This window comes from Myceligenerans halotolerans (assembly GCF_054782975.1).
The window spans coordinates 38614-54903 of the sequence record NZ_BAAGRL010000057.1 but is presented as its reverse complement, the minus strand read 5'-3'; the positions used below and the strand labels follow the sequence as shown (position 1 = coordinate 54903).

Here is a 16290-nt window from a genome sequence, read left to right as displayed (position 1 = left end):
TCCCCAGACTCTCCGGAGAGGAGAAGCTCCATGGCAGCCACCCGTTCCGCCCCCCGGCCCGTCCCTGAATCCGTCGCCGACCCGGTCGTCGTCGACGTCCGGAACCTCCGCAAGACCTATCCACTGCTGGTGGCCTCGACGGCGGCCGTCGTCGGAGGCATGACCGTCCTGGGCATCCCCTTCGCGGTGAACCCCTTCGTGGTGCTGCTCTGCCTCGTGCTCGCCACCACGGCGATGTTCTCGCTCGGGCTGCTCGTCGCGGCGCGGGCCGACCGCGCGAGCGCCGCGTCGGGGATCGGGATGCTGATCTACTTCCCGTCCCTGCTGTTCTCGGGAGTGTGGGTTCCGATCCCCGTGATGCCCGAGTGGATGGCGCAGATCGCGAAGTACACGCCCATCGGCGCGGCCTCGCAGGGCATGATGGCCGGCTGGTTCGGGCAGGACTTCCCGCTGACGGAGGTCCTCGTCATGGCCGCCTGGACCGCGGTACTGTTCCCGCTCGGCGTGAAGTTGTTCCGCTGGACGTGACGTCAGGCCTGCCCATCACCCCGCTACGCTGACCGCCCAACGAACTGCGGTCCAGAACCGCACGGCCGTCGACGGCAGCCGATCTCGTCGACGGCCGTGCGGTTCTCGGCCCGAGGAAGGGGAGCAGGATGCGCAAAGTGGCGGAGTTCGCCGGGCGATGGTTCGCCGTGCTCGTGGTTCTCGGGGGAGCGGCCGGGCTGCTCGCCCCGGGGGCCGTGGCGCCCGTGGCCCAGCACATCCCGCTCTTCCTCGGGATCATCATGTTCGGCATGGGGCTCACCCTGCGCGGACGCGACTTCGCGCTCGTCGCACGGCGGCCGTGGGCGGTACTGATCGGTGTCGTCGCGCAGTTCCTCGTCATGCCGCTCGCCGCGTGGGCCGTCGGCGGGCTGTTCGGACTCACCGGGATGGCGATGCTCGGCATGATCCTGGTCGGCGCCGCGCCCGGCGGGACGGCGTCGAACGTCATCGTCCACCTCGGCAAGGGCGACACCGCACTGTCCGTGACCATGACCGCCGTCTCCACGCTGCTGGCCCCGCTGATCACGCCCGCCCTCATCCTGTGGCTCGCCGACGAGACCCTCGACATCGCGTTCGGCGACCTGTTCGTCTCGATCGCCCAGGTGGTGCTCGCCCCTGTGCTGGCCGGGCTCGCCCTGCGCGCCGTCGCGGGCCGGGTCGTGGCGCGGCTGCTGCCCTACCTGCCGCTCGTGTCGGTGACCGGCATCGTGGTGGTCGTCGCGGGGATCGTCGCTGCCAACGCCGACACCGTCCTGAGCACCGGGCTCCTGGTGGCGCTCGCCGTCGTCGTCCACAACCTGTTCGGCCTGGTCCTCGGGTACGGCGCCGCGAAGGCGGCGCGGCTCGACCGCGCCGCACGACGGGCCGTCAGCATCGAGGTCGGCATGCAGAACTCCGGCCTGGCGGCCTCCCTCGCGGCCACCCACTTCACACCCGCCGCCGCGCTGCCCGCGGCGCTGTTCTCGGTATGGCACAACGTCTCGGGCTCGGCGCTGGCCTCCTGGTGGGCGCGGCGCCCCACGACGCTCCGGTAACAGATCGCGCGGAGAGGCGATGCGGTCGGCCGGTTGTCGAGAGTGGTCGGTCCGATGTCGAGAAGTCGGCTCCTCGAGGGACCGACCGCACGGACAACGGACCGACCGCTCGACATCGGACCGACCACAAGAACCCGGTGTCTTGGTCCGCGCTCGCGGGCGGCAGCGACCGCCACGACCTTCTAGTCTTCCGTCATGAAGCCGTTCCTGCTCCTGGCGACCCGTGCCGAGGACGAGGCCGCCGACGCCGAGTACCAGGCATTCCTGGACTACGGCGGCCTCGCCCCGGAACAGCTCCGCCGCGTCCGGATGGAGTCAGGGCCGCTGGGCGAGGTGAACCTCGACGACTACTCCGGGATCATCACCGGAGGCGGACCGTTCAACTTCTCGGACCCGCCCGTGCTCAAGACCCTGGTCCAGCGGCGCGTGGAATCCGAGATCTTCGCGCTGCTCGACCACGTCGTCGAGCGGGACTTCCCGTTCTTCGGCGCCTGCTACGGCGTCGGGACGCTCGGGGCGCACCGCGGCGCCGACATCGACCGGACCTTCGGCGAGCCGCCCGGGCCCGTCGCCGTCGAGCTCCAGCCCGCCGCGGCCGAGGACCCGCTGCTCGCCGGGATGCCCGAGTCGTTCGCGGCGTACGTCGGACACAAGGAGGCCGTACGCAAGCTGTCCGACGACGCCGTCCTGCTGGCCTCCTCCGCCGGCTGCCCCGTGCAGATGTTCCGCGTGAAGGAGAACCTGTACGCCACGCAGTTCCACCCCGAGCTGGACCTCCCCGGGATCGAGCTGCGCATCCAGGTGTACAAGAGCTACGGCTACTTCCCGGCCGACGAGGCCGAGGCCGTCACCGAACGCGCTCGCGCGGTCGAGGTGAAGCACCCGATGCGGATCCTGCGGAACTTCGTGGACCGGTACGCGCGGGGCTGACGGGGAACCCGGTGTACGCCACGGCCCCGTGACACATGCGCGCCACGTGTAGGATCTCGTCGCGTGCCAGGTTCCCGACGTCGTCTCGTGAGCCTGGACGCCTTGCGGGGCACGATGCTCGTGGCCAGCGTCGCCTCGAACAGCCTCATGCACGCCCCCGAATGGTACGAGCACGCGCGGTGGGCCGGAGTGCACGGCATCGACCTGATCTTCCCCATGTTCGTGACGATCACGGGCATCGGGCTCGGTTTCGCCCTGCATCGGAGGGTCGCCCCGGGGACACTCGCGCGGCGCGCGGCCGTCCTGTTCGCCGCGGGGCTGTTGTACAACGCGGTCACGCAATGGGCGTTCGACCTCGGCACGTGGCGCATCCCCGGTGTGCTCCAGCTCTATGCGGCGGTCGTGGTGGTGATGGGACTGCTGCACCTTCTGACCAGGTCGTGGATAGGCTGGGCGGCGATCACCCTCGTGCTGGCGACAGCGCACACCGTGATCCTGGCCGCGACCGCCGTGAGCTGCCCCGGCGGGCTGCTCACCCCCGCGTGCAACCCCTCCGGTGCGATCGATCAGGCGTTGTTCAGTGCCTCGCACATCTACCGGCAGGGAGCCGCGGGACACGACCCGGAGGGGGCGATCGTCGTGCTCGGCGCCCTCGTGTCGGCATCGGCGGGGGCGACGGCCGCGCACCTGCTGCTCGCGGTGCGCGAACGAGTCGACACGACCGGCCGTTCGGTCGCCGCCGCCGTGGTGCCGCTGCTCTGCGTCGCGGGTGCGTCGGCAGGAATGTCCTGGCTCGCGATACAGGTACCGGCGTGGGTCACCGGGACGCCCATGCTGGTGATGAAACGCCTCTGGACCGCGCCGTTCGCACTGGCGATCGCCGCGGGGACGATCCTCCTGCTGCTCGGGTGGCACCTCCTCCTCGACCGCGTGAACACCGGCCGGGTACTACAGGGCGCGACGTATCCACTGCTCGCTCTCGGGCGCAACAGCCTGCTGGTCTACTTCGGCTCGCACCTTCTGACGAGCCTGCTGCGGCGTGATTTCGGCGGGACGCCCGCACTGCTCGACCGGATATGGCCGGTGCTGGGACCGCAACCCCAACTCGCGTGGTCGCTCCTGCTCGTCGCCGGATGGACGGCTCTGGCAGTACTGCTCCACCGGAAGAAGGTGTACCTGCGTCCATGACCGTTCCCCAGGCCCCCGGCAACCAGCCGTCCCGCCATGTGACCCGTGCCCTCGGCTGGGTCGCGCTCCTCGTCGTCGTCACGCTGACCTGTGTCGGCGCGGTCACGGTCGCGGCAGCCACCGCCACCGGGACCGAGCGCATCCTGTACGCCCTGGTGCCGCACCCTGACGACGAGTTCGAGCTCTGGTCGTTCGTCGAGGACGACGCGGCGACCTTCCCCGTCTTCCTCGTGCTGACCCGCGGCGAGCAGACCCAGTTCTGCGGGCGCGCCTTCGCCAAGGGCTGGCAGCCGGATCTGGAACCGGAGCCCTCCACCAGGCCGACCGGGAAATGGACCGGCGAATGCCGCACGGCCCGCGTCGACTCCCTGCTCAGCTACATGGCCGGCATGTCCGCCGAGGACCCCACGATCCCTGGGGAGTTCGGCACCCCGCGCACCGTGGGACCCTTTCCCGACGAGGACGGCGTCACGTGTCGCGTGAACTCGGCGAGCCGCACCGGACCGTGCGAGGGAGCCCGATCGGCGAAGGTCTGGGAGGACGTGCGAGGCCGCGGGAACGTGGTCTTCTTCGACCTGGGCGACGGCGATCTCACCGAGCAGGAAGTGACATGGGCGCTCCGGACCGTCCGTCGTCATCCCGAAGAGTTCGGGATCGACCCGGCGATGCCCGAGGCAGGCGCCGTCGGCGCCTTCGCCAGCGAGCACGACGGCTGCTTCTCGTACCCGCATCCCGACCACGTCGCGGTGCACCGGGCCCTGGCGAACGAGTCGTTCGGACTGCCCTTCCAAGCGGCAGCCACCTGCGCCGATGTCTCCGCCGGCACGGTGGTCCGGCGCGAGGTCTCGCAGCAGGCCGCGACGTCGGCGTTCGCCGTCGACGCGGACGGCACCCGAACCGGAGCGCACACCGGCTCCTACGGATGGCTGCACGAGGAGTACTACCCGATCGACTGGGACGGACAGGACGAACTCTTCACCCGGCCGCAGTGGTTCTGGGTGCGCTACACACCGTAGGCCGGAGGCAGCAGGCCGGCTTCCGGCCCACTGCCTCCGGTCAGTTGCTCCCGGTCAGCTCCGGCGCTCGCGGACTGCCTTGGCCAGGGTGTCGAGGAGTCGTTCGGTGGTGTTCCAGTCCATGCACTTGTCGGTGACGGACCGGCCGTAGGTCAGGGTGTCCAGGGGGCCGGGCTTCTGGGCGCCGGCCTCCAGGAAGGACTCCAGCATGAGGCCGGTGATCCCGGGCTCGCCGGCCGCCAGGCGCGCGGCGATCTCGGTGACGACCTCAGCCTGACGGATGTGGTCCTTGCCGGAGTTGCCGTGACTGGCGTCCACGATCACTCCGGCCTCGACCGCGCCACCCAGCCCCGAGGTACGCGCCACATCCAGCGCGGCCGCCACGTCCGCGGCGTGGTAGTTCGGCCCGCCCCGGCCTCCGCGCAGGATCACGTGACAGTCCGGGTTCCCCGCCGTCTCCACCGCCGCGGCCCGTCCCGCGCTGTCCGCGCCGAAGAACGTGTGCTCGCTCGCGGCGGTGATGCAGCCGTCCACCGCGATCTGGATGTCGCCGTCCGTGGCGTTCTTGAACCCCACCGGCATCGACAACCCCGACGCCAGCTGCCGATGCACCTGCGACTCCGCGTTGCGCGCCCCGATCGCACCCCAGGTGACCGCATCGGCGATGTACTGCGGGCTGGTGGGCTCCAGGAATTCGCACGCCGCCGGCACCCCGGCGTCCAGCACCCCCAGCAGCACCTGCCGCGCCAGGCGCAGCCCGTGATGCACGTCATGACTGCCGTCCAGATGCGGGTCGTTGATCAGGCCCTTCCACCCCACCGTGGTGCGCGGCTTCTCGAAGTACACCCGCATCACCACGACCAGATCGTCCGCGAGCTCGCGCGCCGCGCCCGCCAGCCTGCCCGCGTACTCCAGCGCGGCGGCCGGGTCGTGCACGCTGCACGGCCCCACGATCGCCAGGAGCCGGTCGTCCTCACCGGTCAGCACGTCACGCACCTCCCGCCGCGAGGTCGCCACGAGGTCGCCACGCTGAGTGCCCAGCGGCATCTCGTCGAGGACGTCGCGGGGGGCGGGCAGCGGATCCAGGTGGCGGACACGCAGGTCGGAGGTGCGGGCCTGCAGCTCGGTGGTGGGGGCCGATGCCGTGTCGGACGCCGTGCCGGCCGAGGATTCGGACGACGGGTCGAGGCTTGGCTGTGTGGTCGGCGTGTTCATCGGATCGATGCTCCTGGTGGTCGGTGGTGCTCGGCTGTGCGCGGACTCGTGCTGGGTCCAGGCGGGCACCGCCACCGCTTCGTGATCCGGAGCGGCCCGTCTGGAATGACGAAGGGCCCGGACACGGTCGGTGTCCTAGGCCCTGGTGGCTCCGGGTGGATGTGGTCAGGCGCGAACGCGCCGGGCTCCACCAGGAGCCGACGTAAAGCGCCAATACCAACGGATGTTCACACGGATGAAGGTAGCCCGAGCGACCTCGCACGTCCAGCGTTGTTCGGTATGTGGTCGGTCACGTCGTCGCCGGGCGGGGCGCGCGGCGGTGGCCGCGCGGGGCAGGAATCGCGGGCCCCTGCAGCTCCCGGCCTCTCACGACGCGATGAAGTTCTCCAGCTCGTCGCGCGGGACATCCCGCCCGCCGAGGATCAGCTCCTTGATCCGGTCCACCTGGTCCCAGACGTTCACGGCCATACCGGCGAGCACACGGCCGTCGCCGACCCAGAACGCGACGAGCTCACGCTTCCGGACCGACCCGGCCACGACGACGTCGTCGTACCTCTTGCCCTCCTCGACCCAGCCGAGGTACTCCATGCCGAGGTCGTACTGGTCGGAGTAGAAGAAGGGGAGGTTGTCGTACGGCGTGCCGGCGCCGAGCATCGCGCGGGCGGCGTGGACACCGCCGTCGTTGGCGGCGGCCCAGTGCTCGACCCGGAGCGGGCGGCCGTAGTGCGGCGAGGGGATGCTCGCGACGTCGCCGGCGGCGAAGACATCGGGGTGGGAGGTGCGCAGCGTGCCGTCGACGGCGATGCCGCCGCCCTGGCTCGCGGGCCGCAGATCGATCCCGGCGGCCTCCGCGAGCCCGACGTTCGGCGTCGCGCCGACACCGATGACCACGATGTCGGCGTCGACCTCCGTCTCGTCGTCCAGCTCGACGCCGACCACGCGGGACTCCGAGCCGACCAGGCGAACCGCCGACGTGTCACGGATGAGGCGCGTGCCGTGCTCGGCGTGCAGGTCGGCGAAGAGCTCGGCCATCTCGGGCCCGAGCACCCGGACGAGCGGCGCCGTGTTCCGGCCGAGCACGGTCACGTCCAGACCGAGCGAGCGGGCCGACGCCGCCACCTCGAGTCCGATCCAGCCGTCGCCGATGACGGCGACCCGGCCCGCGCCCTCGAGCGAGCAGTCGAGGATGACGCGGGAGAGACGGTCGGCGTCGTCCAGCGTGCGCAGGTAGTGGATCCCGGACAGATCCGTGCCGGGGATGTCGAGCGGACGGGGCGAGGAACCGGTGGCGAGCAGGCACCGGGAGTAGGAGAGGGTGCCGCCGTCGGCGAAGGTGAGGACGTGGTCGGCGGCGTCGAGCCCGACAGCCAGCGTGGCGTCCCGGATCTCGACGTCGTGGTGGTCGTACCAGTCGTCGGCCAGCGGGAACACGACGTCACGCTCCGACTCGGCGCGCAGGAAGTCCTTGCTCAGCGGCGGGCGCTCGTAGGGGTGGTGAGCTTCGGCGGTCACGATGACGACATCGCCGTCGTACCCCTCGGCGCGGAGCGTCTCGGCCGCGCGGGCGCTGGCCAGGCCGCCTCCGACCAGGACGATCGGTTCCATCACAGGCCTCCAGGGAGTCGCGGGGGACGAATGCGTCCAGGCTCTCACGCGGGGCGCGCGAGTGGCGGGCGGGAGGAGCCCGCCGTCGCGGCGGGGCGCCGTCGTCGCCGGGCTGTGCTCCGCGCCGGGCCGGCGAGATCGCCGGGTGCGGTCCCGAGTCGTTCATAGGTTTCCCACAGCGCCGTCGCAGCCGCCGCATGGGCCACGTCAGGAGAGTGGTGCCCACACGAACGAACGGCACACAAGGAGTGAGCTCATGAAGATCCGCACCAAGATCACCGCCCTCGCCGTCGCCGGCACGCTGCCGCTCCTGGCGGCCTGCACCGCGACGACCGACGACAGCGCTGGGTCGACCGGCTCCGATGTCGCGGTCGAGAGCGTGGCGGACGAGAGCACGGAGAGCGAGAGCACCGAGACCGGGACCATGGCGGGAAGAGGCGGGGCGCCTCGTGACGGCGGGCCGGCGAGCACGGGAGACGGCCCGGGCGCGTCCGTCGACGCCGATGCCGGCGCCGTCGCGAGCGAGGAGGAACTGATCGCGCTCGTCCAGGAGGCGTACGGCGATGCTGGCCTGGGCCTGCACCGCGGCCATCAGCCCATCGAGGCGACCCTGATCGAGGTGCTCGGTATCACGCACGACGAGATGCACGTCCGCATGGAGGAGCAGGGCCAGAACCTGGAGACCGTCGCGAACGACCTCGGCATCGACCCGCAGACCCTCATCGACGCGCTGGTCGACTCGTGGAGCCCGGCGATCGACGACCTGGTCGCCGACGGCGTCCTCACCGAGGACGAAGGGGAGCAGTACCTCGCCGCGCTGGAGGAGGCGTTCACGTTCCGGGTCACCTGGGACGGGCAGGAAGGGACGCCGACCTTCGAGGGGATCGGCTCCTGACCGGGGGCCTCAGACGAGGAACGATGCGATGAAGAACGCACCGATCCGGCGAGTGACCGTCGCCCTCGCGGCGGCGGTCACCGCCGTACTCACCGTCCTGATCCCGACCACGGCGCAGGCACACAGCCTCACCAGCAGCACGATCTCGGTACGGACGTCGGAGGACGGAGCGGACGCCACCGTCTCGGTGGCGGCCCAGACCCTCGAGGACGCCATCGGGACCACCGACGCGGAGGCCGTCGTCGACTACCTCGACGAGCACCTCACGGTCACCGGCGCCGACGGCGCCGAGTGGGGCGAGACCTGGGGCGAGGCGACCTACGAGACCGTGGAGGGGATCGAGTCCATCAGCGTGGACGTCACCTTCGACACGGGCGGCGCCGACGGCAGCGACCTCGTGCTCTCGTACGACGGGATCATCGAGGTGGACAGCGGACACGACGCCGTCGTCGTCCTCACCGACGCGGCCGGCGACGTCTCCACGGCCGGGGTCCTCACGAGCACCGAGCCGACCGTCGCGATCGGCGGCGCTTCCGTCGACGCGGCGTCGACGGTTTCCACAGGTGTGCTCGACATGGTCGGCTACGGGTTCCATCACGTCCTGGAGGGCGCCGACCACCTGCTGTTCCTGATCACACTGCTGCTCGTCGCGCCGATGGTCGCCGTCGCGGGACGGTGGCGGCCGCGCGAGGGCGCCGGCGGGACGATCAAGGACCTGCTGGCCGTGGTCACGGCGTTCACCGTGGGCCACACGATCACGCTGATCGCGGCGGCCGTGGGCTGGGTGTCGTTCCCGACGGGACCGGTCGAGGTGCTCGTGGGTGCGTCGATCGGGGTCGCGGGGATCCACGCCATCCGGCCGCTGGTGCGGCGGGGCGAGGTGCTCATCGCGGGCGGGTTCGGCCTGGTCCACGGACTGGCGTTCGCGGGAATCCTGGCGGATCTGGGGCTGTCCGGGGCGACGTCGGTGCTCAGCCTGCTGGCGTTCAACCTCGGCGTGGAACTCTCGCAGCTCGCCGTGGTGGCTCTGGTCTTCCCGTCGCTGTGGGTGCTGGCTCGTTCGAGCTGGGCGACGGCGGTCCGCCGGGGCGGCGCCGCCGTGGCGCTGGTCATGGCGACCGCGTGGGTCCTGGACCGGCTCGGCGTGCTCGCCAACCCGCTCGCCGGCGTCGAGGAGGCGGCGATCGCGTACTCGTGGATGGTGGCGCTCGGGCTGCTGGTGCTGGCCGGGGCCGCGTGGGCACGGGACAGGCGGCCGCCGGTCGACGGGCGGCGGGATCCCCGGCGGACCATCGAGGTGACGGTCCCTGCTCCGTGAGCCGTGCGTCCACCCTCGCCACGCACTCGGACGGCGAGGGTGCGTGTTACGGACCCGGGCCACGGCCCTGACCTCGGAACGACGAATGGCCTGAACCCACGTTCGTGGATTCAGGCCATTCCGATGTCCTCAGACATCCCGGGTCGGGGTGACAGGATTTGAACCTGCGACCTCCTCGTCCCGAACGAGGCGCGCTACCAAGCTGCGCCACACCCCGGATCGCCTACCGCTGACCCTGGGGCTGCGGAAGCCTGCTCAGCATAGCCGACCCGACGGCCGGGTACGAAACCGAAATAGCGGTGAGCCGGATCACGCGAGTTCGACGACGATCTCGACCTCGACCGGGGCGTCCAGGGGGAGGACGGCGACGCCGACCGCGGAGCGGGCGTGGGGTTCGCCGAAGATCTCGCCCAGGACGTCGCTCGCGCCGTTGATCACGCCCGGCTGGGCGGTGAACGACGGGTCGCTCGCGACGAAGCCGACGACCTTGACCACGCGGACGCCGTCCAGGCTGCCGGTGAGCGAGCGGACCGCCGCGAGTGCGTTCAGCGCGCAGGTGCGGGCCAGCTCGTTGGCGAGGTCGGGGTCCACCAGGCCGTCGCCCTCGCCGACCTTGCCGGTCGCCAGGAGGGCGCCGTCGGACATCGGGAGCTGGCCGGACGTGTACACGTACTGGCCGGACCGGACCGCGGGGACGTACGAGGCGACGGGCGGGACGACGTCGGGCAGCGTGATGCCGAGCTCGGCGAGGCGCCCCTCGGGGCCGACGACGGCGCCGGTGGGCTCGGACGCGCCGGTCACTTCTCGCCCGTCGGGCGCTTGAGATAGGCGACGAGCCCGGTGCCGTCAGGACCGGGAACGACCTGGACGAGCTCCCAGCCGTCGGAGCCCCACTGGTCGAGGACGGCCTTGGTGTTGTGAATCAGAAGGGGGATCGTCGAGTACTCCCACGTGGTTGCCATGTGGCCGATCGTAGCCCGGCAGCCGGGTGGGCACCGTACACACGACCCGCACACCGCACGGCCCGGGTACTGCGTGTCATCACAGGCTTTCCTACTACCCTGGGGCGCATGTCGTCGGCCCATCCCCTGAGCTCCGAGCAGCGGCGGATCACGCGCAAGATCCCCGCCACGCAGCTGATCGCCTTGCTTCTCGCCTTCGTCCTCACCGCCGGCGCCGGTGGCCTCATCGGGGCAGGGATGCTCATCCCGCTGGCCGCGGGGACGGACACCACGGTCGACGCGGGCGTGAAGCTGTTCGACGAGGTGCCCGACGAACTGGAGCTGACGCCGCTGTCGGAGCAGTCGCGGATCTTCGCGAGCGACGGGAAGACGTTGCTGGCCTCCGTCTACGAGCAGAATCGCATCGTGGTGCCGCTGGACAAGATCTCGGAGCACATGCAGCACGCGGCGGTTGCCATCGAGGACGAGCGCTTCTACGAGCACAACGGCGTCGACCCGCAGGGCATCGCCCGCGCGGCCGTGAGCAACGCCTCGGGTGCCGCGCAGCAGGGCGCGTCCACACTGACGCAGCAGTACGTGAAGAACTCGCTCATCGAGGAGGCCCTCAAGGAGGACGACCCGTTCGGCATCCTCGACGCCCGCGAGGACTCGATCCAGCGCAAGATCCGCGAGGCCAAGCTCTCGATCGCCATCGAGAAGAAGATGACGAAGGACGAGATCCTCGAGGGATACCTGAACGTCGCGCAGTTCGGGGTGAGCATCTACGGCGTCCAGGTGGCGGCGCAGCGGTATTTCAGCAAGGACGCCGCCGACCTGAACGTCGTCGAGGCGGCGACGATCGCCGGGATCACCAAGGAGCCGAGCCACTTCGACCCGCTGGACAATCCCGAGACCAACGAGGAGCGCCGGGACATCGTCCTGAACAAGATGTGGGGCCTCGGGTACATCTCCGACGAGGAGTACCAGGAGGCGAGGGACACCCCGATCGAGGACACCCTCAAGCCGCGCAAGCTGCAGCTCGGCTGCGAGGAGGCCCCCGCCGGATCGGCGTTCTTCTGCGACTACGTGATCAAGGAGTTCCTGCTCAGCGAGGAGTTCGGCGAGACCCGGGAGGACCGCTACAACGCGCTCTACCAGGGCGGGCTCGACATCGTGACGACGCTCGACATGAAGAAGCAGAAGGCGGCGCAGAAGAGCATCGTCGAGGTGGTGCCGACGAACGACCCGAGCGGCCTGGACGCGGCGATCACGTCCGTGGAGCCGGGGACCGGGAAGATCCTCAGCATGGCGCAGAACAAGCCGTACGACGCGTCCGACGAGCCCGCGCCGCTGCACACCGCCCTGAACTTCTCGGCGGACTACCTGCACGGCGGGTCCAAGGGGTTCCAGCCGGGCTCGAACTTCAAGCCGTTCGTGCTCACGGAGTGGCTGCGCTCCGGGCACCACCTGAACGATCAGCTGCCGGCGACGACGGTCACGCTGCCCCAGGCCTCGTTCTCGGCGGGGTGTGAGAATGCCTCGATCGGTGGCGAGGACTGGAGCGTCGGGAATGCCGAACCGGCATCGAGCAGCGCGATGACCGTCGCGAGGGGCACCTACCAGTCGGTCAACACCGTGTACGCGCGGATGTCCCAGCGGATGAATCTGTGTGGCATTCGCAAGTCGGCCTACGACGCCGGCTTCCGCCCGTCGCAGGAGCAGGACGGCACGCCGATCCAGGGCGAGGCCGATCCTGTGGATATCTTCGTGAATCCCGCCATGACGCTGGGCACGCAGGAGACGACGCCGCTCTACCAGGCAGCGGCATACTCCACGTTCGCCGCGAGTGGAACGTACTGCAAGCCGATCGCGCTGCTTTCCGTGAAGACGCGCGGCGGCGAGGAATTGGACGTACCCAAGGCCGGCTGCAAGCAGTCGCTCGAGCCGAATGTGGCGAACACCGTGGCTCACGCCATGACTCAGGTGTTCGACGGCAAGCCGTGGGGCACGGGCTTCTGGGTCAAGGACAGGTTTGCCGCGACACGCCCGGTGGCGGGAAAGACCGGAACCACGCAGAAGGGGTTCCAGAGCTGGTTCACGGGCTACACCCCGAACTTGTCCACGTCCGTGTGGGTGGGCGAGGCCAAGGGCAATGAGCCGCACTTCAACATCATGGTGAACGGCGGCAAGTACAACTACGAGAAGCCCGGCCAGCCGTACTCCGTGCTGTACGGCAGCTCGCTCGCTCTCCCCGCCTGGGACCTGTACTCGGCCGAGGCGATGAAGGACATGCCGGCCCCGGACTTCCCGAGCCCGGACCAGAACCTGATCGGCAAGCCGCCTGCCCCGCCCGAGCCGCCGGAGGGCGACGACGAAGACGAGGGCGGCGACGACTCCGGCGACAACGGCGGAGACGAGCCCGATGGCGGCGGCGGGAACAACGGCGGCGGCAACGAGGGGGACGGCTGACCATGGCCGCACGCACAGCGCTGACCACGCTCGCGGCCGTCGGCGGTGCCGCCGCCGCAGGGCTCGCCTACGCGCATCTCGAGTCGAAGCTGTTCACGGTGCGCCGCTTCACTGTCCCGATCCTGGCGCCCGGGGAGCGCCCGGTCCGCGTGTTGCACATCAGCGACCTGCACCTCACGCCCGCGCAGCACACCAAACAGGAGTGGGTCCGCTCGCTCGCGGGCCTCGCGCCGGACGTCGTCATCAACACGGGCGACAACTTCGGGCACCTGCGCTCGCTCGGCCCTCTGCTCGACGTGCTCGGGCCGCTCACGGAGGTGCCGGGCGCGTTCGTGATGGGCTCGAACGACTACTTCGCGCCCACGTTCAAGAACCCGGCCCGCTACCTCCTGCCGGACGCCCGCGAGGAGCGCGACGACCTGGTCCCGCTCCCTACGGAGTCCCTGGCGAAGGCGTTCCGCGAGGCCGGCTGGGCGGACCTGACGAACCGCCGGGACATGATCACGCTCCGCGACGGCCGCGTGCTCGACCTGGTCGGCATGGACGACCCGCACCTGGACCGCGACGTCATGCCGGAGTCGCGCGAGGCTGCCCGTGCAGGGACCGTGGCCGGTCGTCGCGCCGCCGGCGCGACGTCGGCCGAGGACGCGCCACACGGCGTGGACTCCGCCGGTGCCACCGTCGATCAGGACCCCCTGCTGCGTTTCGGCGTCGTCCACGCCCCGTACCAGCGCGTCCTCAACCAGCTCCGGGTCGACGGCGCCGACATCCTCTTCGCGGGACACACCCACGGTGGCCAGCTCTGCCTCCCGGGCGTCGGCGCGCTCGTCACGAACTGCGACCTGGACCGCGGCCGCGCCTACGGCCTGCACGGCTGGCCCGGCCCGCGCCCGGACGAGGAAGGGGGCGAGGACTCGACCTGGCTCCACGTCTCCGCCGGGGCGGGCACATCCCCGTACTGGCAGCTCCGCTTCGCCTGCCGCCCGGAGGCCACTCTCCTCACCCTCACGGCCAAGGTCACCTGACTCTTCGCGCCTAGGCATGGGTCAACGGCCCACTCCTCACGCGACACACCGATGGCCCGGACCCAGCGGGTCCAGGCCATCGGGATGTGGTGGTGCGGTGCCGCCTCAGCGCGCCCGCCTCTCCAGCCGGTCCATGTCCAGCAGCACCACGGCGCGCCCCTCGCGGCGGACCCAGCCGCGGGTCGCGAAGTCGGCCAGGGCCTTGTTGACCGTCTCGCGCGAGGCGCCGACGAGCTGGGCCAGTTCTTCCTGCGTGAGGTCGTGGGCGACGCGGACGCCGTCGTCGTTCGGCTCGCCGAAGCGGGTCGACAGGTCCAGCAGTGCCTTGGCGACGCGGCCGGGCACGTCGGAGAAGACCAGGTCGGCCAGCGTCTCGTTGGTGCGGCGCAGCCGGCGCGCGAGCGCGCCGAGCAGCTGCATGGAGACGGTCGGGTGCTCGCCGATCCACTTCACCAGCGCATCGTGCCGGAGCTCGTAGACCAGCGCGTCCGACACCGACGACGCCGATGCCGTGCGCGGGCCCGGGTCGAAGAGCGACAGCTCGCCGAACATCTCGCCCGGACCCAGGATCGACAACAGGTTCTCGCGGCCGTCGGCGGAGCGGCGGCCGAGCTTGATCTTGCCGGAAGCGATGACGTAGAGCCGATCTCCGGGCTCGCCCTCCCGGAAGAGAACGTCGCCACGGACCAGGTCCACCGGGACCATGGACTCGAAGAGCGCGCGCGACTCACCGCTCTCCATGTCCGCGAACAGGGGTGCTGAGAGTACGACCTCGTCGTCCACGAGTGATGTCCTCACTTGTCGGGGACCAGGTGCCTGCGCGCGGCGATCACCGGCGCGACTTCCTGAAGTCCGTGTGTTGTTCCAGTACCCAGTGTGCCGCACGATCCGCGAAAACACCTCGATCGAGGCGTGTCCGCCGCGGCGTGGCGCGGCACACGAGGGGGTCAGGGGACGTGCCGCTCCTCGGGTCCGTTGTACTCGCACACCGGACGGATCAGGGCGTTCGAGGCGCGCTGCTCCATGATGTGCGCCGTCCAGCCCGTGATGCGCGACGCCACGAACAGCGGCGTGAAGATGTTCGTGTCGAAGCCCATCAGGTGGTACGCCGGGCCGGCCGGGTAGTCCAGGTTCGGCTTGATGCCCTTGCGCTCGGCCATCGCCTGCTCGAGCGTGTCGTACAGGTCGAGCACCTCGGACTTCCCGTAGTGCTCCACCATGTCGCCGAGCACGGCGCGCATGGTCGGCACCCGCGAGTCGCCGTGCTTGTAGACCCGGTGCCCGAAGCCCATGATCTTCTTCTTCTGCGCCAGCGCGTCGTCGAGCCACGCCACGGCCTTGTCGGCCGTGCCGATCTCCTCGAACGTCTCCTGCACGGCCTCGTTCGCGCCGCCGTGCAGCGGGCCCTTGAGGGCGCCGATCGCACCGGTCACGGCCGAGTGCAGGTCCGACAGCGTGGAGGTGATCACGCGTGCCGTGAACGTCGACGCGTTGAACGAGTGCTCCGCGTACAGCACCATCGACGCCTCGAACGCCTTCACGACGGCCGGCTCGGCCTCCTCACCGAACGTCATCCACAGGAAATTCGCCGAGTAGCCCAGGTCGTCGCGCGGCGGCACGATCTCCTGGCCCCGCCGGCGCCGCTGGTCCAGCGCCACGACGGCCGGCATGACCGCCCACAGCCGCAGCGCCTTCGCGAGCTCGGCCTCGGGCGAGGAGTCCTCGGCCTGCGGGTCGTGCGCGCCGAGCTGCGAGACGGCCGTCCGGCACACGTCCATCGGATGGCACTCGGCCGGCAGTTCCAGGATCGCCGCCTTGACGTTCTCGGGCAGGGCGCGGGCCGCGCGCTCGGCCTTCGTCTGCGCGTCGAGCTGGTCCGACGTCGGCAGGTCGCCGTGCCAGAGCAGGTACGCGACCTCCTCGAAGCTCAGCCGCGCGGCCAGGTCCTGCACCGGGTACCCGCGGTAGAGCAGCGAGTTGGTGTCGGGGTTGACCTTCGAGATCCCGCTGGTGTCCGCGACGACGCCGGCCAGGCCCTTGCGGATCTCGCTGGTGGGGGTTTCGGTCATGCTGTCACTCCTTCGTGAGGTGGTCCGGTGGGGGCG

The 16290-nt window shown here is 70.6% G+C and carries 15 protein-coding genes and 1 tRNA gene; 9 read left to right on the top strand and 7 right to left on the bottom strand.

Annotated elements, in window-relative coordinates:
* The first annotated feature begins 30 nt into the window (after positions 1-30).
* From ACYVK5_RS24160 to ACYVK5_RS24140, 5 genes are all read left to right on the top strand, one after another.
* Positions 31-528, top strand: coding sequence for an ABC transporter permease (locus tag ACYVK5_RS24160; RefSeq protein ID WP_460708531.1), 498 nt, complete (start codon positions 31-33; stop codon positions 526-528).
* A gap of 128 nt (positions 529-656) precedes the next feature.
* Positions 657-1583 (top strand): bile acid:sodium symporter family protein, encoded by a 927-nt coding sequence (locus ACYVK5_RS24155; RefSeq protein ID WP_460708530.1) that lies wholly within the window; start codon positions 657-659, stop codon positions 1581-1583.
* Positions 1584-1778: 195 nt separating this feature from the next.
* Positions 1779-2513 carry a glutamine amidotransferase gene (locus ACYVK5_RS24150; protein WP_460708529.1) on the top strand — a complete coding sequence of 245 codons (735 nt, stop codon included), beginning with the start codon at positions 1779-1781 and terminating at the stop codon, positions 2511-2513.
* Positions 2514-2576: 63 nt separating this feature from the next.
* Entirely contained in the window at positions 2577-3701 is a 1125-nt protein-coding gene (locus ACYVK5_RS24145) for a heparan-alpha-glucosaminide N-acetyltransferase domain-containing protein (protein ID WP_460708528.1), read from the top strand.
* A complete protein-coding gene (locus ACYVK5_RS24140; protein ID WP_460708527.1) occupies positions 3698-4717 on the top strand; it encodes a hypothetical protein in 1020 nt (339 codons plus the stop codon). The genes ACYVK5_RS24145 and ACYVK5_RS24140 overlap by 4 nt, the downstream gene beginning before the upstream one ends.
* Before the next feature lie 54 nt (positions 4718-4771).
* Here ACYVK5_RS24140 and ACYVK5_RS24135 read toward each other — a convergent pair whose 3' ends face one another.
* Together ACYVK5_RS24135 and ACYVK5_RS24130 are read right to left on the bottom strand one after the other, a co-directional pair.
* On the bottom strand, positions 4772-5932 hold the full coding sequence (locus ACYVK5_RS24135; protein WP_460708526.1) for a 3-deoxy-7-phosphoheptulonate synthase: 1161 nt from the start codon (positions 5930-5932) through the stop codon (positions 4772-4774).
* A 366-nt stretch (positions 5933-6298) separates the two neighbouring features.
* Positions 6299-7537: an NAD(P)/FAD-dependent oxidoreductase gene (locus ACYVK5_RS24130; RefSeq protein ID WP_460708525.1), complete on the bottom strand. Its 1239-nt coding sequence runs from the start codon at positions 7535-7537 to the stop codon at positions 6299-6301.
* Between the two features lie 256 nt (positions 7538-7793).
* Between ACYVK5_RS24130 and ACYVK5_RS24125 the strand changes: the two genes are divergently transcribed.
* A complete protein-coding gene (locus ACYVK5_RS24125; protein ID WP_460708524.1) occupies positions 7794-8432 on the top strand; it encodes a hypothetical protein in 639 nt (212 codons plus the stop codon).
* 28 nt (positions 8433-8460) lie between these two features.
* Positions 8461-9750, top strand: a complete 1290-nt coding sequence (locus tag ACYVK5_RS24120) for a HupE/UreJ family protein (RefSeq protein WP_460708523.1) — start codon at positions 8461-8463, stop codon at positions 9748-9750.
* A 143-nt stretch (positions 9751-9893) separates the two neighbouring features.
* Here ACYVK5_RS24120 and ACYVK5_RS24115 read toward each other — a convergent pair.
* The 3 genes from ACYVK5_RS24115 to ACYVK5_RS24105 all read right to left on the bottom strand — a co-directional run bounded on the left by ACYVK5_RS24115 (position 9894) and on the right by ACYVK5_RS24105 (position 10712).
* Positions 9894-9967, bottom strand: a tRNA-Pro gene (locus ACYVK5_RS24115).
* A gap of 92 nt (positions 9968-10059) precedes the next feature.
* Positions 10060-10551, bottom strand: coding sequence for a RidA family protein (locus ACYVK5_RS24110; RefSeq protein ID WP_460708522.1), 492 nt, complete (start codon positions 10549-10551; stop codon positions 10060-10062).
* Positions 10548-10712: a DUF4177 domain-containing protein gene (locus ACYVK5_RS24105; protein ID WP_460708521.1), complete on the bottom strand. Its 165-nt coding sequence runs from the start codon at positions 10710-10712 to the stop codon at positions 10548-10550. The genes ACYVK5_RS24110 and ACYVK5_RS24105 overlap by 4 nt, the downstream gene beginning before the upstream one ends.
* 108 nt (positions 10713-10820) lie before the next feature.
* Here ACYVK5_RS24105 and ACYVK5_RS24100 point away from each other — a divergent pair, with 108 nt between their 5' ends.
* Positions 10821-13160 (top strand): transglycosylase domain-containing protein, encoded by a 2340-nt coding sequence (locus ACYVK5_RS24100; protein ID WP_460708520.1) that lies wholly within the window; start codon positions 10821-10823, stop codon positions 13158-13160.
* 2 nt (positions 13161-13162) lie between these two features.
* Positions 13163-14185, top strand: a complete 1023-nt coding sequence (locus ACYVK5_RS24095; protein ID WP_460708519.1) for a metallophosphoesterase — start codon at positions 13163-13165, stop codon at positions 14183-14185.
* A 105-nt stretch (positions 14186-14290) separates the two neighbouring features.
* Here ACYVK5_RS24095 and ACYVK5_RS24090 read toward each other — a convergent pair whose 3' ends face one another.
* Positions 14291-14968 (bottom strand): Crp/Fnr family transcriptional regulator, encoded by a 678-nt coding sequence (locus tag ACYVK5_RS24090; RefSeq protein ID WP_307816059.1) that lies wholly within the window; start codon positions 14966-14968, stop codon positions 14291-14293.
* Between the two features lie 164 nt (positions 14969-15132).
* Positions 15133-16254 (bottom strand): bifunctional 2-methylcitrate synthase/citrate synthase, encoded by a 1122-nt coding sequence (locus ACYVK5_RS24085; protein WP_460708518.1) that lies wholly within the window; start codon positions 16252-16254, stop codon positions 15133-15135.
* Positions 16255-16290 lie beyond the last annotated feature (36 nt).

Excerpts from the sequence above, each read along its gene's own strand:
- ACYVK5_RS24160 (WP_460708531.1), top strand. The coding sequence starts at position 31 with ATGGCAGCCACCCGTTCCGCCCCCCGGCCCGTCCCTGAATCCGTCGCC.
- ACYVK5_RS24155 (WP_460708530.1), top strand. The coding sequence starts at position 657 with ATGCGCAAAGTGGCGGAGTTCGCCGGGCGATGGTTCGCCGTGCTCGTG.
- ACYVK5_RS24150 (WP_460708529.1), top strand. The coding sequence starts at position 1,779 with ATGAAGCCGTTCCTGCTCCTGGCGACCCGTGCCGAGGACGAGGCCGCC.
- ACYVK5_RS24140 (WP_460708527.1), top strand. The coding sequence starts at position 3,698 with ATGACCGTTCCCCAGGCCCCCGGCAACCAGCCGTCCCGCCATGTGACC.
- ACYVK5_RS24135 (WP_460708526.1), bottom strand. The coding sequence starts at position 5,932 with ATGAACACGCCGACCACACAGCCAAGCCTCGACCCGTCGTCCGAATCC.
- ACYVK5_RS24130 (WP_460708525.1), bottom strand. The coding sequence starts at position 7,537 with ATGGAACCGATCGTCCTGGTCGGAGGCGGCCTGGCCAGCGCCCGCGCG.
- ACYVK5_RS24125 (WP_460708524.1), top strand. The coding sequence starts at position 7,794 with ATGAAGATCCGCACCAAGATCACCGCCCTCGCCGTCGCCGGCACGCTG.
- ACYVK5_RS24120 (WP_460708523.1), top strand. The coding sequence starts at position 8,461 with ATGAAGAACGCACCGATCCGGCGAGTGACCGTCGCCCTCGCGGCGGCG.
- ACYVK5_RS24105 (WP_460708521.1), bottom strand. The coding sequence starts at position 10,712 with ATGGCAACCACGTGGGAGTACTCGACGATCCCCCTTCTGATTCACAAC.
- ACYVK5_RS24100 (WP_460708520.1), top strand. The coding sequence starts at position 10,821 with ATGTCGTCGGCCCATCCCCTGAGCTCCGAGCAGCGGCGGATCACGCGC.
- ACYVK5_RS24095 (WP_460708519.1), top strand. The coding sequence starts at position 13,163 with ATGGCCGCACGCACAGCGCTGACCACGCTCGCGGCCGTCGGCGGTGCC.
- ACYVK5_RS24085 (WP_460708518.1), bottom strand. The coding sequence starts at position 16,254 with ATGACCGAAACCCCCACCAGCGAGATCCGCAAGGGCCTGGCCGGCGTC.